The 16,320-nt window shown below is 73.1% G+C and carries 13 protein-coding genes and 2 pseudogenes; 10 read left to right on the forward strand and 5 right to left on the reverse strand.

What is annotated here, in order from left to right:
• Positions 1–134: 134 nt before the first annotated feature.
• Complete coding sequence (locus D6270_RS30900; protein ID WP_109162419.1) at positions 135–1,031, reverse strand: RNA polymerase sigma factor SigF; 897 nt, start codon at positions 1,029–1,031, stop codon at positions 135–137.
• 236 nt (positions 1,032–1,267) lie between these two features.
• Between D6270_RS30900 and D6270_RS30905 the strand changes: the two genes are divergently transcribed.
• Both D6270_RS30905 and D6270_RS33495 read left to right on the forward strand, forming a co-directional pair.
• Positions 1,268–2,752, forward strand: coding sequence for an SDR family NAD(P)-dependent oxidoreductase (locus tag D6270_RS30905; RefSeq protein ID WP_109162418.1), 1,485 nt, complete (start codon positions 1,268–1,270; stop codon positions 2,750–2,752).
• Positions 2,753–3,134: 382 nt separating this feature from the next.
• On the forward strand, positions 3,135–3,311 hold the full coding sequence (locus D6270_RS33495) for a hypothetical protein (RefSeq protein ID WP_202418667.1): 177 nt from the start codon (positions 3,135–3,137) through the stop codon (positions 3,309–3,311).
• A gap of 42 nt (positions 3,312–3,353) precedes the next feature.
• Here the strand turns inward: D6270_RS33495 and D6270_RS30910 are convergent.
• The 3 genes and pseudogenes from D6270_RS30910 to D6270_RS30920 all read right to left on the reverse strand — a co-directional run.
• A pseudogene (locus D6270_RS30910) lies at positions 3,354–4,379 on the reverse strand (lipase maturation factor family protein); the annotation flags it as partial.
• 29 nt (positions 4,380–4,408) lie between these two features.
• Positions 4,409–4,921, reverse strand: coding sequence for a DUF1990 domain-containing protein (locus tag D6270_RS30915; protein ID WP_109162417.1), 513 nt, complete (start codon positions 4,919–4,921; stop codon positions 4,409–4,411).
• The gene (locus D6270_RS30920) at positions 4,918–5,754 is read right to left on the reverse strand and encodes a YndJ family protein (protein ID WP_109162416.1); all 837 of its coding nucleotides are present in this window, start codon (positions 5,752–5,754) and stop codon (positions 4,918–4,920) included. Before D6270_RS30920 ends, D6270_RS30915 begins: the two co-directional genes overlap by 4 nt.
• A 170-nt stretch (positions 5,755–5,924) precedes the next feature.
• On the opposite strand from D6270_RS30920, the gene D6270_RS30925 reads away from it, so the two are divergent.
• The 4 genes and pseudogenes from D6270_RS30925 to D6270_RS30940 all read left to right on the forward strand — a co-directional run bounded on the left by D6270_RS30925 (position 5,925) and on the right by D6270_RS30940 (position 11,633).
• Positions 5,925–7,058 carry a DUF6777 domain-containing protein gene (locus D6270_RS30925; protein ID WP_109162415.1) on the forward strand — a complete coding sequence of 378 codons (1,134 nt, stop codon included), beginning with the start codon at positions 5,925–5,927 and terminating at the stop codon, positions 7,056–7,058.
• Between the two features lie 100 nt (positions 7,059–7,158).
• Entirely contained in the window at positions 7,159–9,225 is a 2,067-nt protein-coding gene (locus tag D6270_RS30930) for a SpoIIE family protein phosphatase (protein ID WP_109162414.1), read from the forward strand.
• Positions 9,226–9,341: 116 nt separating this feature from the next.
• A pseudogene (locus D6270_RS30935) lies at positions 9,342–10,699 on the forward strand (wax ester/triacylglycerol synthase family O-acyltransferase).
• 73 nt (positions 10,700–10,772) lie between these two features.
• Complete coding sequence (locus tag D6270_RS30940; RefSeq protein WP_109162412.1) at positions 10,773–11,633, forward strand: Fpg/Nei family DNA glycosylase; 861 nt, start codon at positions 10,773–10,775, stop codon at positions 11,631–11,633.
• A gap of 51 nt (positions 11,634–11,684) precedes the next feature.
• Here the strand turns inward: D6270_RS30940 and D6270_RS30945 are convergent, their stop codons facing one another.
• Positions 11,685–12,317: a zf-HC2 domain-containing protein gene (locus tag D6270_RS30945; protein WP_109162411.1), complete on the reverse strand. Its 633-nt coding sequence runs from the start codon at positions 12,315–12,317 to the stop codon at positions 11,685–11,687.
• Positions 12,318–12,388: 71 nt separating this feature from the next.
• Between D6270_RS30945 and D6270_RS30950 the strand changes: the two genes are divergently transcribed.
• The 4 genes from D6270_RS30950 to D6270_RS30965 all read left to right on the forward strand — a co-directional run bounded on the left by D6270_RS30950 (position 12,389) and on the right by D6270_RS30965 (position 16,288).
• Entirely contained in the window at positions 12,389–13,141 is a 753-nt protein-coding gene (locus D6270_RS30950) for a LytR/AlgR family response regulator transcription factor (RefSeq protein WP_109162410.1), read from the forward strand.
• 62 nt (positions 13,142–13,203) lie between these two features.
• Entirely contained in the window at positions 13,204–13,566 is a 363-nt protein-coding gene (locus D6270_RS30955) for a hypothetical protein (RefSeq protein WP_109162409.1), read from the forward strand.
• Positions 13,563–15,065: a sodium/solute symporter gene (locus tag D6270_RS30960; RefSeq protein WP_109162408.1), complete on the forward strand. Its 1,503-nt coding sequence runs from the start codon at positions 13,563–13,565 to the stop codon at positions 15,063–15,065. The genes D6270_RS30955 and D6270_RS30960 overlap by 4 nt, the downstream gene beginning before the upstream one ends.
• Positions 15,062–16,288: a sensor histidine kinase gene (locus tag D6270_RS30965; RefSeq protein ID WP_109162407.1), complete on the forward strand. Its 1,227-nt coding sequence runs from the start codon at positions 15,062–15,064 to the stop codon at positions 16,286–16,288. Before D6270_RS30960 ends, D6270_RS30965 begins: the two co-directional genes overlap by 4 nt.
• Positions 16,289–16,320 lie beyond the last annotated feature (32 nt).

Here is a 16,320-nt window from a genome sequence, read left to right on the forward strand (position 1 = left end):
CATATGTGATCGGCGGCCCCGGCAGATGCCGCGGCCGCCGCTCTGACAGGAAGCGGCCGGGCACCCAGGAGGTGCCCGACCGGACGAACGGCGGGTGCCGGGGAAACCCCGATCAGGTCAGGAAGTGAGCGGACTCACGCCTCGACGCTCATGCCCTTGCGCAGCTGCTTGACGATCCGGGTCAGCAGTCGCGACACATGCATCTGGGAGACACCCAGCTCCGCGCCGATCTGCGCCTGGGTCATCTCGGCCCCGAACCGCATCTGCACGATCCGGCGCTCCCGGTCGTCCAGCTGTTCCAGCAGCGGTGCCAGGGTGTGCAGGTTCTCCACGGTCTCCATGGCCGGGTCGGGCTCGCCGAGCACATCGGCGTACGCGCGCTGCTCCTGCCCGGAGTCGCTGTCGGCCGAGGGGGTGTCGAGGGAGCCGGCGGAGTAGCCGTTGGCGGCCACCAGCCCCTCGATGATCTCCTCCTCCGGCAGGTCGAGGTGGGCGGCGAGCTCCTTGACCGTGGGGTCGCGGTCCAGCTCGGCGGAGAGCTGCTCCTTCGCCTTGGCGAGGTCGACCCGCAGCTCCTGGAGGCGGCGCGGGACGTGCACGGACCAGGTGGTGTCCCGGAAGAAGCGCTTGATCTCGCCCACGATGTAAGGGACGGCGAAGGTCGCGAACTCGACCTCGCGCGACAGGTCGAAGCGGTCGATCGCCTTGATCAGCCCGATCGTGCCGACCTGGATGATGTCCTCGGTGTCATCGCCACCGCGGTTGCGGAACCGGGACGCGGCGAAGCGGACCAGCGAGAGGTTCATCTCGATCAGGGTGTTGCGGGCGTACTGGTACTCGTGGGTGCCCTCCTCCAGAACCTGGAGGCGGTCGAAGAAGACCTTGGACAGGGCCCGCGCGTCCTTGGGGGCGACCTTTCCGGCGTCCTCGACCCAGGGCAGTTCCTCGGCGCCGACGTCGGTCCGCGCGCCGACCAGGTCGTCGCTCAGAGGCGCCGTCGCTCCGGTGGCTCGCACAGACATCGCCGTCATGGTGTCACCCTCCCTGTCACCCAATGTGTCGGACCGTCGCCTTCCCGGTCGTTCCGAAGTCATGCCTGCCTTTTCGAGAAAGTTTTCCGGCGCCTGTTTTCGGGTCCTCGTCCGGGCCGTCGCCCGCCCGGCCCGCCCGAACGGAGCAGCCTCGCGCGCATGGCAAACTTGAGCGGGGTGTTTCGGCCCGCGGTGACCCCTGACCCGCGGCAATGACAGGTGACAGAGGAACGGCAATGACGGTGACAGAGGACAGCCCGGAGCTCGCTCCCGGAATCGACGAGTTCGGTCCCGGTATCGACCCGGAGCGGCTGGCCGTCTGCCTGAGCGTGCTGGACGAACTCGACCGCATCGAGGTCGACCACCCGGACGCCATCGCCGTACGCCGGGCCACCGCCGGGATCTACCGCACGGTGAAGCAGCGCCGCCGCCAGGAGCGCCGCGCCGCCAAGACCGCCCATGACCGGGCCGTCACCGAGGCGACCGCGACCGGCTCGGCCGAGCGCATCGACGACGAGACCCAGGGCGTCCTGCCCTCCTCCTCCGCGCAGGCCGAGATCGCGGGGATACTCCAGCGCCCCCGCTCCTGCTACATCTGCAAGACCCGGTACGTCGAGGTGGACGCGTTCTACCACCAGCTCTGCCGGCCCTGCGCCCAGGAGAACCGCGCCCGCCGCGACGCCCGCACCGACCTCACCGGACGCCGGGCACTGCTCACCGGCGGCCGGGCGAAGATCGGCATGTACATCGCGCTGCGCCTCCTGCGCGACGGGGCGCACACCACCATCACCACCCGCTTCCCCAACGACGCGATCCGCCGCTTCAAGGCGATGGAGGACAGCGACGAGTGGATCCACCGGCTGAAGATCGTCGGCATCGACCTCCGTGACCCGGCCCAGGTCGTCGCGCTGGCCGACTCCGTCGCCGCCGAGGGCCCGCTGGACATCCTGATCAACAACGCGGCCCAGACGGTGCGCCGTTCACCGGGGGCCTACAGTGAGCTCGTGGCCGCCGAGTCCGCACCGCTGCCGACGGGCGAGCTGCCCGCCGCCGAGGTCATCGGCACCTTCGGCAGCGGCACGGTCGACCGGGTGGCCGCCCTGCCCGCCGCCCGCAAGGAAGGCCTCAGCGCCCAGGAGGTCACCGACCTCGCGCTGGTCACCGGCTCCGCCTCCCCGGCCCGGATCGCCGCGGGCACCGCGATCGACGCGGGCGGGCTCGTCCCCGACCTGCACGACACCAACAGCTGGGTCCAGACGGTGGAGGACGTGGAGCCGATCGAGTTGCTGGAGGTCCAGCTCTGCAACTCCACCGCGCCGTTCATCCTGATCAGCCGGCTCCGCCCGGCGATGGCCGCGACCGCCGCGAAGCACGCGTACGTGGTCAACGTCTCCGCGATGGAAGGCGTCTTCAGCCGGGGTTACAAGGGTGCGGGCCACCCGCACACCAACATGGCCAAGGCCGCGCTCAACATGCTCACGCGCACCAGCGCCCAGGAGATGTTCGAGAAGGACGGCATCCTGATGACGGCCGTGGACACCGGCTGGATCACGGACGAGCGGCCGCACCCGGACAAGATGCGGCTGGCCGAGGAGGGTTTCCACGCCCCGCTGGACCTCGTCGACGGCGCGGCCCGGGTCTACGACCCGATCGTGCGCGGCGAGGGCGGCGAGGCGCTCTACGGCTGCTTCCTCAAGGACTACGCTCCCGCGAACTGGTAGACCCGGCCTCGATCGGCGTAACCCAGCCGGACCAACCGGAACCGCATCTTCCGTGCGGCGGCCGAGAACCCGGCCCAGGATGGATTCTGGGCCGGGTTCTCTGTTGCCCGAAGTGGCCGAAAGTGACCCACTGCACACGTTCTATAGAGCGCGGAGCCGCTCATTTGGTTACTCTGAGGCGAACGGACGCCATCGAGGAGCCCACGAAGGTTCCCCGACCGTCCCGGGACAGGTCTGCAACCCGACCGCCGTCCCGCCCCGACCCGGCGCCACCGCGACCGACATATCTCAAGTCCCTGCCCCACTCCGGGGCGGTCGATCTCCGGCGCCGCAGCCGGAGCGTCGGCTCCGCCCCGGGTGACGCGACACAGAGGAGTGCGCGGTGACGACACCAGAACTGACCAGGCGCGAGAAGCGCCCCGCCGAACGGTACGGGGAACGGACCGCACGGCCCGAGAAGCTCCGGAACATCGAGGTGTGGGCCAGGTCCGCGCCGATCCGGCTGGCCGGCTACGAGGACGACCTCGCCGAGCCGCACATCCTGCCAGGCATCGACTGACCGATTCGGCACGCCTCTACCGCAGGCTGGCTCAGCACGACCACGGCCCGTGTCCCGGTCCTCCCGCTCCGGCGGGAGCGGCCGGGACACGGGCCGCATGAACTCCCGGACGTAGGTGCGGTCCCACCGGGCGCCGGTGGCCCGCAGCCGCCGGAGACCGGTGAACCGGTAGTGGAAGACCCGGGCGCGCACATGCAGGGGCGGGGCGTCCGGGAACGGGTTGTGCGCGAGCAGCCGGAGCGTGTCCCGGTCGCCACGCAGCAGCCGGTCGGTGAACGGGCCGAACCAGGAGCGCGCGTACGCGGGGGAGAGCGCCGCGAACCACATCATCCAGTCCAGTCGCAGGTGGTACGGGGCGAACGGGCGCGGCAGCCGCCGCTCATCGCCCGGTTTGCCGAGGAAAGGGCACCAGCAGCTGGGTGATGTGGTTGGCGGCCACATCGACCCGGTGGACCGGCCGGGGCGGATGGTGGAAGAACCAGCTGAGCGGCCCCGGCATCGGCTGGGTCTCGTGGTGGCAATCCGGACAGGTGAGCTTCCACCAGCACGCGTCGCCGCGCATCTTGATGAGCCCGGCGCCGGACTCCAGCCGGAACAGCAGCCACCGCAGCAGCCAGAGCACCAGGACGGGCGGCGCGGTGTCCCCCGTACCGAGAAGGATCGCGAGGAACCCGGTCTCCAGGAGCAGCGACTCCCAGCCGAATCCGTACCAGACCTGCCCGACCTGGACGACCGACAAAGACAGCACCCAGGGCAGCGCCCACAGCAGCATCCCGCCCAGAGCGGCAGGTGGCTGTCCAGCCCGGCGATCAAGGCCACCGGGAGCGCGCAGCCGCCCCAGGCGACGGCGGCGAAGAAGTGGTCGGAGTAGGGCAGCCGGAACAGCCCCGGTGCCACCTTCCAGGGCGTGCGCCGGAGCTGTTCCGGTGCGGGCAGGATGCCGCGCTCGCCGATCAGCGCGCGGAACTGGAGGGCAGCGGAGAGGAAGGCGACCAGGTAGATCACGGCCGGTGTCCGCTGGAAGACCAGCCTGCCCAGCCAGTAGCCGTCGGCGGAGAGCCACTCCATCCCTGCCGGTATCGGCCCGGTGCCGGCGTTCAGCCCGCCGCGACGAGCCGACGCAGCGTCCGGCCCAGGCGGCGCGCGTACCAGCGCTGCACGGGGGGCACGAGCGGCCCAGCGAGCCGTGCGTACCAGACGGCGGGGCGTGAGAACGCCATGACCGTGAACCAGACCGTGCCGTCGTCCGCCAGGTCGACGACGAAGCACTCCTCACCGTTCTCCGGATGGCCGGTGAGGGTGCCGTAGCCGAACCCGGTGCGGCCCTCCTCCCCGTACGCCGTCCAGATCACCTCGCACGGGACGCCCAGGCGCAGCGGCCCCACGCCGAGCGACACCCGTACGGAGGCTCCGGGCTCCGCGCGTGCGGCCGAGGCCTCGATCCCGGCTCCCGAGGCGCGGTGCATCCGCCACTCGGTCACCGCCGCGCCCGCCGCCGCGAAGTCGTCCGGGCCCCGGCCGACCTGTGTGCGGTGGTGCAGGTGGTGGTAGCCCCGGGGGAGCGGGCCGAGGCGGGTGGCGCCGACCTCGGGGTAGGTGAGCGTGCTCATGCGGTCCTGCTTTCGGAGTGGGTGGTGGTGCGGATGCGCCGCCAGGCGAGGAGTGCGCACAGGGCGAAGCCCAGGGCGTTGCCGAGGCCATGGGTGGCGGCCATCCAGGTCAGGGTGGGGTGGGGCAGTCCGGTCGCCTCGCCGACGGCCCAGCTCAGGGCGAGGAGCATGGTCGCCACCAGGACGCCGGCCGAGATGAGGAGCAGCAGCCGGGTCGCCCGGTCCCGGCCCTCCTCGCGCCCCAGGCGCCAGGTGAGCAGGCCGACGGTCCACATGCCGGCTGTCAGGACCACGGCCCCGGCCAGTTCGGCCCAGTCCCCGATGAAGTAGCCGACGAGGACGAGCAGGGTGCCCAGCGGCACGCTGAGGGCGGCGAACCGGCCCGCGGGGCCCTCGGTGACCTGGCAGACGAGCCCGGCTACCAGGGCGGCGGCGAATCCGGCGAAGTGGAAGTGCGGCACGGTCAGGGCGAGGATGCCCAGCTCGAAGCCGAACAGCTGGTGGCCCCACCGCTCCGCCACCAGGGCGAGCCCGGCGACGGCCGGGGTGACGAGCGCGGTGAGCAGGGCGATCCCGGCGGGGGAGAGGTCCCGGTCCCGCACCGCCCGGCGGGCGCCGTGCAGGGCGAGGAGGACGGTTCCCAGTGCGTAGCACGAGGCGAGCGCGGTGGCGGCAGGGCCGCGCGGCAGCCATAGGGCCACCGCACCGGGCACGGCGAAGAGGGGCCAGAGCCTCCGGATCCCGTCCAGCTCCCGCAGCCCGGTCAGCCGTAGCCCGGCCGGGACGACCAGGAGCATGCCCAGCATCACGATCACATCGACCAGTACGGTCACGGCCCCACCCCTAAGTTTGAACGCGTTCAACTCCTGAGGAGAGAGTAGAGGCTTTCTTGAACGTGTTCAAGAAGGGTTCGCCGGTCCGGTGTCCGCTTGCGGGTTGTCCTTTGGTGCGGCACAGATGGTGACGGATCCATCCGTTCGCCATGGACAGGCAGGAGAGCTCTGTGCGCTCACCCCGACGTTTCCGACGCGCTGTGCTCGCCGCACTGGCCGCCGGGGTCCTGCTCGCCGCCGCCGGCTGCGACAGCGCCGCCGACCGCACCACGAAGGGCACCACCGGCACCGCGGATGCCGAGGACGTCCTCCTTCAGCCGCTCGGCGAGCCCGGCCCCGGCCCCTTCACGAAGCCGACGGCACGGCCGGCGCCCTCGCCGTCGGTCACCCGTTCGCCGCAGGAGGGCGACGGCTCCGCCCCCCGGGCGGTCCACCGCGTCTCGGGTGCCGTTCCCGGGCTCTACGGCGGCGTCCGGTCCGAGGCGTCCTGCGATGTGGCGCAGCAGGCCCGCCTGCTCACCGCGGACCAGGACAAGGCGCGTGCCTTCGCGGAGAAGGCGGGCATCGAGGCCGTGCAGATCCCGGGCTATCTGCGCTCGCTCACCCCGGTGGTGCTGCGCGCCGACACCCAGGTCACCAACCACGGCTACAGCTCCGGCTCCGCCACCGCCTTCCAGGCCGTGCTCCAGGCGGGCACCGCCGTCCTGGTCGACGGCAAGGGGCTGCCGAAGGTCCGCTGCGCCTGCGGCAACCCGCTGGACCGGCCCGTGGTCGCGAAGGGTCAGGTCGCCCACCGGGGCGAGCGCTGGGCCGGGTACGACCCCGCACGGATCCTGGCGGTCGACCCGAGCCCGCGGCCGGCGAGCAGCCTGATCATCGTGGACACCGCCGACAACGCCTGGATCGAACGGGCCGTCGGCGACGACGTCGCGCGCGACCGCGACCCGGAGGACCCGCCGCCCTTCGAGCCGAGCGAGGACCTGCTCTTCCCGTCCCCGGCCCGTCCCACCGATCCTGGACCCACGGAGACCGCCCCGTCGGCCCCCGCCGAGCCGGAGGGCTCGCCGTGCCCGGACCCCTCGGGCGACCCCGCCGAGCTGCCTCCCGGCTGCCCGCCGCCCATGGAGCCCGACCCCGGTACCGAGGCGCCGGACGACTTCGACGGCGCGCCGACCGACGAGCCCTGGGAGATGGAGGAGGACGGGTCCGGCGTGGTGCCGGAGCCGACCCAGGTCTTCCCGGGTGACCCCGACGGTCTCGACGAGCCGGCGGACGACCGCGTTCCGGAGCCGTTCGCCGGCTGACCGGCCGCCGCCCGGAGTGCCTGCAGCCCGTGCGGCGACCGCTCCGGGCGGCGGAACGAACCACTCGAAGAATCGGACAAATGGTGGCAGAGTGGCCCACATGGATGATCGGGTAGCGGGTGCCCTGTCACTCCCGGACGACTGGCCCGCCCACCCGGACCTCAGCCTCGCCCTGAACCGTATGGGCAGCTTCGACTGGGACCTGGACACCGGCCTCATGCACATGGACCGGGCCGCCCTCGACGTGTTCGACCTGGCCGCCGAGGAGTACGACGACCGGCCGGCCTCCCTCGCGCGGCGCGTACCGACCGACGAGGCCGTACGCCTGGACGGGATGGTCTCGCAGGCCCTCAAGAGCGGTCTGACCAACTACGGCGCCTACTTCCGGATCCAGCGCCGCGACGGCACCCTGCGCTGGACCCACACCCAGGGCTTCGTCCGCCGGGACGGGACCGGCCGCCCCCGCCGCATCATCGGGATCGTCCGCGACGCCACCCAGGAGCTGGCCGACTCCGCGGCCCGGCAGGAGCTGGACCTGGAGCGGCGCGAGCGCACCAGCCTGGTCGAGGGCACCACGGCGGCCCTGGCCCACGCCCGTACGGTCAAGGACGTCATCGCCGTCCTCAAGGACTCCCAGGGCCTCGCCCATCTGGGAGCCACCAGCCTCGTCATGGGGCTGCTGGAGTCCGGCCGCATCCACCTCGTGGCCGACGGCCCCGAGGGCGCGTACGTCCCCGGCACCCGGTTCACCCGGGTGGACGAGCAGTATCCGATGAGTGAGGTCGTCCGCACCCTCACCCCGCGCTTCATCGAGTCCGCCGAGGACTTCGCCACCTCCTACCCGATCCTCTGGCCCAACATCAGCCACCTCGGGATCACCTCGGCCGCCTACATGCCGCTGATCGCACAGGCCCGCCCGATCGGCGCACTCGGCCTGCTCTACCGGGACAAGGCGGGGTTCACCCCCGACGAGCGCAACCTCCTCATGGCGCTCGGCACCTCGATCGCCCAGAGCCTCCAGCGGGCCATGCTCTACGAGCAGGAGCACGACCTCGCCGAAGGGCTCCAGCAGGCGATGCTCCCGCGCCGGATCCCCGCCGTGCCGGGCGCGCAGGTCGCCGTCCGCTACCGCTCGGCCCGGCTAGGCCGGGACATCGGCGGCGACTGGTACGACCTCATTCCGCTGCCCGGCGGCCGGGTCGGCGCCGTCATCGGGGACGTCCAGGGGCACGACACCCACGCCGCCGCCGTCATGGGGCAGCTGCGCATCGTGCTGCGCGCCTACGCCGCCGAGGGGCACAGCCCCGCCACCGTCATGGCCCGCGCCTCCGTCTTCCTCCACGAGCTGGACACCGACCGCTTCGCCACCTGCACCTACGCCGAGGTCGACCTCACCACCGGGGTCATCCAGGCGGTCCGGGCCGGCCATGTCGACCCGCTGGTACGCGACGTGGACGGGAGCTGCCGCCGGATGCCGGCCGAGGGCGGACTGCCGCTGGGGCTCTCCGCCGAGTTCGGGCGGCTGGAGTACCCGGTCTCCACGGCGGAGCTGGACCCGGGCCAGACGATGATCCTGTTCACCGACGGGCTGGTGGAGATGCCGGGCGCCGACCTCGACGAGGGCATGCAGCTGCTCACCACGCTGGTCTCCAACGGCCCCCAGAGCCTCCAGAAACTGGCCGACGAACTCTGCGACGCCGTCGACGTGCGCGGCGGCCAGGACGACGTGGCGCTCCTGCTGCTCCGCCGCCGCGCCGCCCACGCGCCCCAGCCCGGCGGCCGGCTCCGCCAGCACGTCGCCCAGAACGACCCCGAGGCGCTCAGCTCGGCCCGCCACATGATCCGGGCGGCGGTACGCGCCTGGGGCGCGAAGGAGCGGGCCGACGAGATCGAACTGGCCGCCGACGAGCTGACCACCAACGCCCTGATGCACACCGACGGCGGGGCCGTCGTGACGATCCGGGTGCTGGCCGGCTCCGAGCGCCGGCTGCGCGTCGACGTGGAGGACCGCTCCAGCGCCCTGCCCCGCCGCCGGGACGCGGGGGAGGACGGGGTCTCCGGACGCGGGCTGATGCTCGTCGACCGGCTGGCCGACGTCTGGGGCGTGGAGTCCCGGGGCAGTGGCAAGTGCGTGTGGTGCGAGTTCCTGATCCCCGAGCGGCCGTGATGGGCGGGAGCCACGTGCTGTAACAGTACGTAACATGTCCGTGCTTGACCGTAACCGACCGCAAACGATTGACTGCGGGGGGACGGCCGTTCCCCCCCGAAGACATGAGGCCCCTGTTGGGTACCGAACTCCTGGCCCCTCTCGATCTGGCCTTCTGGCACCTCGAATCCGACGCCCACCCCATGCACCTGGGCGCGCTCGCCGTCTTCACCCCGGCCCCCGGCACCACCCCGCCGCACATCCTGGACCTCCTCCGCACCCGGGCCGCCGCCATCCCCGGCTGCGGATGTGCGTCCGGGACGTCCTGCTGCCCGTCGGCGGCGCGGCCTGGACCGTCGACAAGGACTTCGACGTCCACAGGCACGTGCGCCGCGTCGCTGTGGAGGACGGCGACTTCATGGCGGGGGCCACCCGGCTCGCCGGGGAGCTGATGGAACAGCCGCTGGGGCGCGGGGTGCCGCCCTGGCAGATGTATCTGATCGGCGGCGCCGACGACGGGCCCTTCGCCGTGCTGGTCAAGCTGCACCACGCACTGGCCGACGGGATGCGGGCGGTCGCCATCGGCGCCGGGATCTTCGACGAGATCGCCGCCGCCACGGCCCGGCCCGTCACCCGCGGCCGTCCCGCCGTCCCGCCCCGCTCCTGGCTCCCCGACCCCCGCGAGATGGCGGGCATGGCGCTCGGCCGGATCGGCGAGGTCGGCCGGGCCCTGGGCGTCGGCGCCTCCGTCGTCCGCGCGGGCCGCCTAGACCTGCGCTCCACCGCCTTCACCGCACCCTCCAGCGGCACCCGGCGGCTGGCCACCGCGGACCTCGACGCCACGGCCCTCCAGCGGATCCGGCGAGCCGAGGGCTCCACCGCCAACGACATCCTGCTCGCCGTCGTCGCCGGGGCCCTGCGCCGCTGGATGGCCGGGCGCGGCGAGGCGCCCGCCACCGACCCGCGCGCCCTGGTCCCCGTCTCCCGGCGCAGGCCCGGCGGCGGGGTGAACGGGAACCGGCTCTCCGCCTACCTCCTCGACCTGCCCGTCGGCGCGGCCGACCCCCGGGAGCGGCTCAGGACGGTCCGGGCCGCCATGGACCGTAACAAGGCGGCCGGACCGCTGAAGGGCGCCGGGGCCGTGGCCGTACTCGCCGACCAACTGCACCCGCTGGCCCACCGGTTCGGCGCACCGCTCGCCGCGAACGCCGCCCGGATGCTCTTCGACCTGCTGGTCACCAGCGTGCCCCTGCCGCGCACCGCGCTCTCCCTCGGCGGCTGCCCGCTGAGCGCGCTGTACCCGATGGCGCCGCTGGCCCGGGGGCAGTCGCTGGCCGTCGCCCTGTCGACGTACGGCGGCCGGGTGCATGTGGGCCTGGTGGCGGACGGCAAGGCGCTGGCGGACCTGGAGCGGCTGGCGGCGGCGGTGGAGGAGGAGTTCGAGGAGCTGCGGGAGCTGGTGACCGGTGGCCGGGTGCCCGCGCCGGTGCTCTGAGCGGACGCCGGGACCCGCCGTCGCCCGGTCGTCCTGACGGGCAGCCGCGGTCGCCCTGCGGCAGGCTGGACCCATGCCCGAGCTGCCCGAAGTCGAAGCCCTGCGGGTCTTCCTCGACGACCACCTGGTCGGCAAGGAGATCGCCCGCGTCCTCCCGCTGGCGATCAGCGTCCTGAAGACGTACGACCCGCCGCCGGCCGCCCTCGAAGGCACCACCGTCACCTCGGTGGCCCGCCACGGCAAGTTCCTCGACATCGAGGCGGACGGGCTGCACCTCTGCACCCACCTGGCCCGCGCGGGCTGGCTCCGCTGGAAGGACTCCTTCCCGGCCGCCCCGCCGCGCCCCGGCAAGGGCCCGCTCGCCCTGCGCCTGGTGACCTCCGACGGCGACGGCTTCGACCTCACCGAGATGGGCACCAAGAAGCGGCTCTCCGTCCACCTCGTCCGCGACCCCATGGATGTCCCGGGCATCGCCCGCCTCGGCCCCGACCCGCTCGCCGACACCTTCGACCGGGACGCGTTCGCCGCGATCGTCGCCGGATCGCGCCGCCAGATCAAAGGCGCGCTGCGCGACCAGTCGCTCATCGCGGGCGTCGGCAACGCCTACAGCGACGAGATCCTGCACGTCGCGAAGATGTCCCCGTTCAAACGGACCGCCGACCTCGACGAGGACGACGTCACCCGCCTGTACACCGCGCTGCGCACCACCCTCAAGGACGCGGTGGAGCGGTCCAGCGGGGTGGAGGCCGGAAAACTCAAGTCCGAGAAGAAGAGCGGGATGCGGGTCCACGGCCGGCCGGGCGAGGCGTGCCCGGTCTGCGGCGACACCATCCTGGAGGTCTCCTTCAGCGACTCCTCGCTCCAGTACTGCCCCACCTGCCAGACCGGCGGCAAACCGCTGGCGGACCGGAGAACGTCGAAGTTCCTGAAGTAGGGACGTCCCCGGACCAGGGACCCGCGCGTTCCTGAAGCCGGCCCCGGGTGCTCACCGCTCCACCGTCACCAGCCGCCGCCCGTCCGCCGTCCGCACCTCGAAGTGGTCGATGCCCTCCGGCCGCAGCGCCGCCCCGCCGGAGACCTCCACCAGGCCGCCCCCCGCACCCCCGGCCGACCAGCTGCTCACCGTCTCCTCGCTGCCGTCCCGGCCCACCGCGATCAGCGCGCACACCCCGACCGCCGGCACCCGGACGACCTCCAGCGCCACCGACGTACCCCACTCATGGCCCGCCGCCGTCACCACCGCGGCCGCCCCCGACGCCCGGTCCGCCCCCACCCACCGCTGCACCGCCACACGCCCCGGACCCTCCGCCGATCCGGCCACCGCCAACGGGCCGCACACCGCCAGCACCACCGCCGCCGCCACCAGGGCGAGCCGCCGCCGGCCCGACCTGCGCCGCCCGGCCGTTACCGCCTCCACGAGCCGGTCCGCGAGCCCCGGCGACGGCCGCACCACCGGCCCGGCCACCGCCAGGCGGGCCGCCACCGGGGCCAGCTCGCGCGCCCGGACACGGCACTGCGGACACTCCTCCAGATGCTCCTCGAACCGGAAGGCGTCGGCCCTCCCGAGGACGCCCAGGGCGTAGGCCCCCACCCGGATGTGGGGCTCGGTCGTCTGCATGTACTGCGGTACGGGAACAAGCCGGGATTCACTCAAGCCATCGGCCCCCGGAGCACCTAAACTCCGGGCTCATGCTGCGCGTACTCGCCGTCGACGACGAACCACCCGCCCTGGAGGAGCTCCTCTACCTCCTGCGCGCCGACCCCCGTATCCACAGCGCCGAAGGTGCCACTGGGGCGACCGAGGCGCTGCGCCGCATCGGCAACGCCGTGGACGCGGGCCCCGACGACCCGTCCGCGATCGACGTCGTCTTCCTCGACATCCACATGGCGGGGCTCACCGGTCTCGACGTCGCCCAGCTCCTCGCCGGATTCGCCTCGCCGCCGCTCATCGTCTTCGTCACCGCGCACGAGGGCTTCGCCGTCCACGCCTTCGACCTCAAGGCCGTCGACTACGTCCTCAAACCGGTCCGCCGCGAACGCCTCGCCGAGGCCGTACGCCGCGTCGCCGAACAGGTGGGGGAGCGGGCCGCGCCGCTCAACGACACCGCCACCGACCAGATCCCGGTGGAGCTCGGCGGCGTCATCCGCTTCATCCCGATCGACGAGATCGCGTACGCCGAGGCACAGGGCGACTATGCCCGGCTGCACACCGCGTCGGGCAGCCACCTCGTCCGCATCCCGCTCACCACCCTGGAGGAGCGCTGGCGCTCGCGCGGCTTCGTCCGGATCCACCGCCGCCACCTCGTGGCGCTGGGCCGGATCGACGAGCTGCGGCTGGACGCGGGGAGCATGAGCGTACGGATCGGGGAGGCGGAGCTGGCCGTCAGCCGCCGCCACACCCGGGCCCTGCGCGACCTGCTGATGCGCCAGGGCGGCCGCTGACCTGGGGCATCCTGCCCGGAAACCTTCCCAGCACCACCCCCCGCCGCCTACACTCCGAGCCCATGTCCCAGGAGACCGCACCCCGGCGCGAAGTCGTCACGGGAGAGCCCCGCCGGGTGCGTCCGCTGCCCCGCTACCGCACCCAGGCGGAGATCGAGGAGCAGACCGCCCTCGGCGGCGCCTACGTCCGCTCGCTGATGCGCAGCCAGCTCCGCGCCGGGCTCACCGTCTTCGCCGTGCTGGCCCTCGTCACGGGCACCCTGCCGCTCCTCTTCGCCGCCCTGAACAGCGCTGCCCTGGTCTGGGCGGTGCTCGGCTTCGCCACCTACCCGCCGCTGACGCTGGCCGCCTGGTGGTACGTGCGCAGGGCCGAGCGCAACGAGCGCGACTTCGCCCGGCTGGTGGAGGGCCGCCCGACGCCGTGAGCACCCCCGACCACACGGCGTCCTGGGTGGCGGTCGCCCTCGTCGTCCTCGCCACCGTCCTCGTCGGCGGCTTCGGCCTGCGCATCTCCCGTACGACCTCCGACTTCTACGTCGCCTCACGCACCGTGCGGCCCCGGCTCAACGCGGCCGCGATCAGCGGCGAATACCTCTCCGCCGCCTCCTTCCTCGGCGTCGCGGGCCTCGTCCTGCTGCACGGACCGGACATGCTCTGGTACCCGGTCGGCTACACCGCCGGATATCTGGTGCTGCTGGTCTTCGTCGCGGCACCGCTGCGCCGCTCGGGGGCGTACACCCTGCCGGACTTCGCCGAGGGGCGGCTCGAATCGCTCCATGTCCGGCGCCTGGTCAGCGTCCTGGTGGTCGGTGCGGGCTGGCTCTACCTCGTCCCGCAGCTCCAGGGCGCCGGGCTGACGCTGAAGATCCTCACCGGGGCGCCCGGCTGGTTCGGCGACGTCCTCGTGGCGACCGTGGTGATGGTGGCCGTGGCGGCGGGGGGGATGCGGTCCATCACCTTCGTCCAGGTCTTTCAGTACTGGCTGAAGCTGACCGCGCTCCTCGTCCCCGCCCTCTTCCTCGTCCTCGCCTGGCAGGGCGACGGCCGCCCCCGCGTGAGCTTCGACGACCAGTTCGCCGTCTTCCGCGCCGACCACCCGCTCTACGCGACGTACGGGCTCATCGTGGCGACCTTCCTGGGCACGATGGGCCTGCCGCATGTCGTCGTCCGCTTCTACACCAGCCCCAACGGCCGCGACGCCCGCCGCACCACCGTCGCCGTCCTCGCCCTGGTCGGCCTGTTCTATCTGCTGCCGCCCATCTACGGGGCGCTGGGCCGGCTGTACGCCCCCGAGCTGCGGCACGGCGGCGACGCGGACGCGGCCGTCCTGCTGCTGCCCGCCCGGGTCATCGGCGGGCTCGGCGGCGATCTGCTGGGCGCGCTGATCGCGGGCGGGGCGTTCGCCGCGTTCCTCTCCACCGCCTCCGGGCTCACCATGGCCGTCGCCGGGGTCATCACCCAGGACGTGCTGCCCTCGCGCGGCGTACGCTACTTCCGGCTCGCCACCGTTCTCGCCATCGCCGTGCCGCTCGCCGGTTCGCTGCTGGTCAGCCGGGTGCCGGTGGCCGACGCGGTGGGCATGGCCTTCGCCGTCTCCGCGTCCTCCTTCTGCCCGCTGCTCGTCCTCGGCATCTGGTGGCGGAGGCTCACCCCGCCGGGGGCGATCGCGGGGCTCCTCCTCGGCGGCGGCTCGGCGCTGCTCGCCGTCGCGATCACGGTGAGCGGTGCCGTACGCCCGCCCGGCTGGCCGCACGCCCTGCTCGCCTGGCCCGCCGTCTGGTCCGTCCCCGTGGGGTTCCTCGCGATGATCCTCGTCTCGCTCGCGACGCCGGGGCGGATACCGCCGGGCACCAACGCGGCCATGACCCGCTTCCACCTCCCCGAGGCGCTGACCTCGGCACGGGCCGCCGGGAGGGAGCGATGACGGGGGCCGGGACCGCCGTGCTCGTGGTCCTGGTGGCGCTGCTGTTCGGCACGGGGTTCCTGGTGGGGCGCCGCACCGCCCGTCCGCTGCGGCCCAGCGATGTCGGCACCCCCGTCGAACACGCCACCTTCGAGACCCTGCACACCGCCTCCCTCGCCGCGCCCCCGCTGCGGGCCGGCCTCACCGAGGAGAGCGCGCGGCGCTCGGCCCGCCGGCTGCGCTCCCTACTCGGCACCGACGCCCTGTGCCTCACCGACCGGGAACGTGTCCTGGTCTGGGACGGCGCCGGACACCATCACGGCAAGGATGTGATGGACCATATCCAGGAGCTGCTGGAGGGCGGGCGCGGCGCCGCCTTCGACAGCGGCTGCGCCGACCTGGACTGCCCGCTGCGCTGGGCGGTAGCCGTCCCGCTCACCGTCGAGAACCGGGTCCTGGGCGCCCTCGTCGCCTACGCCCCGCGCGAGTCGGCGGTGCTGGCCCGGGCGGCGGGCGAGGTCGCGCGCTGGGTCTGCGTACAGCTGGAGCTGGCCGAGCTGGACCGCTCCCGTACGCAGCTGATCGAGGCCGAGATCAAGGCGCTGCGGGCCCAGATCTCCCCGCACTTCATCTTCAACTCCCTCGCCGCCATCGCCTCGTTCGTCCGCACCGACCCCGAGCAGGCCCGCGAGCTGCTCCTGGAGTTCGCCGACTTCACCCGCTACTCCTTCCGGCGGCACGGCGAGTTCACCACCCTGGCCGATGAACTCCACTCCATCGACCAGTATCTGGCCCTGGTCCGGGCCCGCTTCGGCAAGCGCCTCTCCGTCACCCTCCAGGTCGCCCCCGAGGTGCTGCCGGTCGCCCTGCCGTTCCTCTGCCTCCAGCCGCTGGTGGAGAACGCCGTCAAGCACGGCCTGGAGGGAGCGGTCACCCTGCCCGGGGCGCGGCCCGAGGACGCGACGGCCCCCTTCCGGATCACCATCAGCGCGCTGGACGCCGGTTCGGAGGCGGAAGTGGTGATCGAGGACAACGGCACCGGCATGGACCCCGAACGGCTGCGCCGCATCCTGCGCGGCGAGGCCACCACCCCCTCCACCGGCATCGGCCTGCTCAACGTGGACGAGCGGCTGCGCCAGGTCTACGGGGACGGGTACGGGCTCGTCATCGAGACCGGGATCGGCGCGGGCATGAGGATCACGCTCCGGCTGCCCAAGTACCGGGCGGGCGTGCACGGTTCATGAAGCCCGGGCCCCATCCCGGCCCGTGCCCGGCC

Origin of the sequence: Streptomyces griseus subsp. griseus (assembly GCF_003610995.1) — a bacterium.
In the GTDB taxonomy this organism is placed as follows: domain Bacteria; phylum Actinomycetota; class Actinomycetes; order Streptomycetales; family Streptomycetaceae; genus Streptomyces.

What these genes read in the sequence shown, in the direction of transcription:
- D6270_RS30945 (WP_109162411.1), bottom strand. Translation starts at nt 12,317, where the DNA reads ATGCAGACGACCGAGCCCCACATCCGGGTGGGGGCCTACGCCCTGGGC.
- D6270_RS30930 (WP_109162414.1), top strand. Translation starts at nt 7,159, where the DNA reads ATGGATGATCGGGTAGCGGGTGCCCTGTCACTCCCGGACGACTGGCCC.
- D6270_RS30900 (WP_109162419.1), bottom strand. Translation starts at nt 1,031, where the DNA reads ATGACGGCGATGTCTGTGCGAGCCACCGGAGCGACGGCGCCTCTGAGC.
- D6270_RS30965 (WP_109162407.1), top strand. Translation starts at nt 15,062, where the DNA reads ATGACGGGGGCCGGGACCGCCGTGCTCGTGGTCCTGGTGGCGCTGCTG.
- D6270_RS30915 (WP_109162417.1), bottom strand. Translation starts at nt 4,921, where the DNA reads ATGAGCACGCTCACCTACCCCGAGGTCGGCGCCACCCGCCTCGGCCCG.
- D6270_RS30905 (WP_109162418.1), top strand. Translation starts at nt 1,268, where the DNA reads ATGACGGTGACAGAGGACAGCCCGGAGCTCGCTCCCGGAATCGACGAG.
- D6270_RS30955 (WP_109162409.1), top strand. Translation starts at nt 13,204, where the DNA reads ATGTCCCAGGAGACCGCACCCCGGCGCGAAGTCGTCACGGGAGAGCCC.
- D6270_RS30950 (WP_109162410.1), top strand. Translation starts at nt 12,389, where the DNA reads ATGCTGCGCGTACTCGCCGTCGACGACGAACCACCCGCCCTGGAGGAG.
- D6270_RS30940 (WP_109162412.1), top strand. Translation starts at nt 10,773, where the DNA reads ATGCCCGAGCTGCCCGAAGTCGAAGCCCTGCGGGTCTTCCTCGACGAC.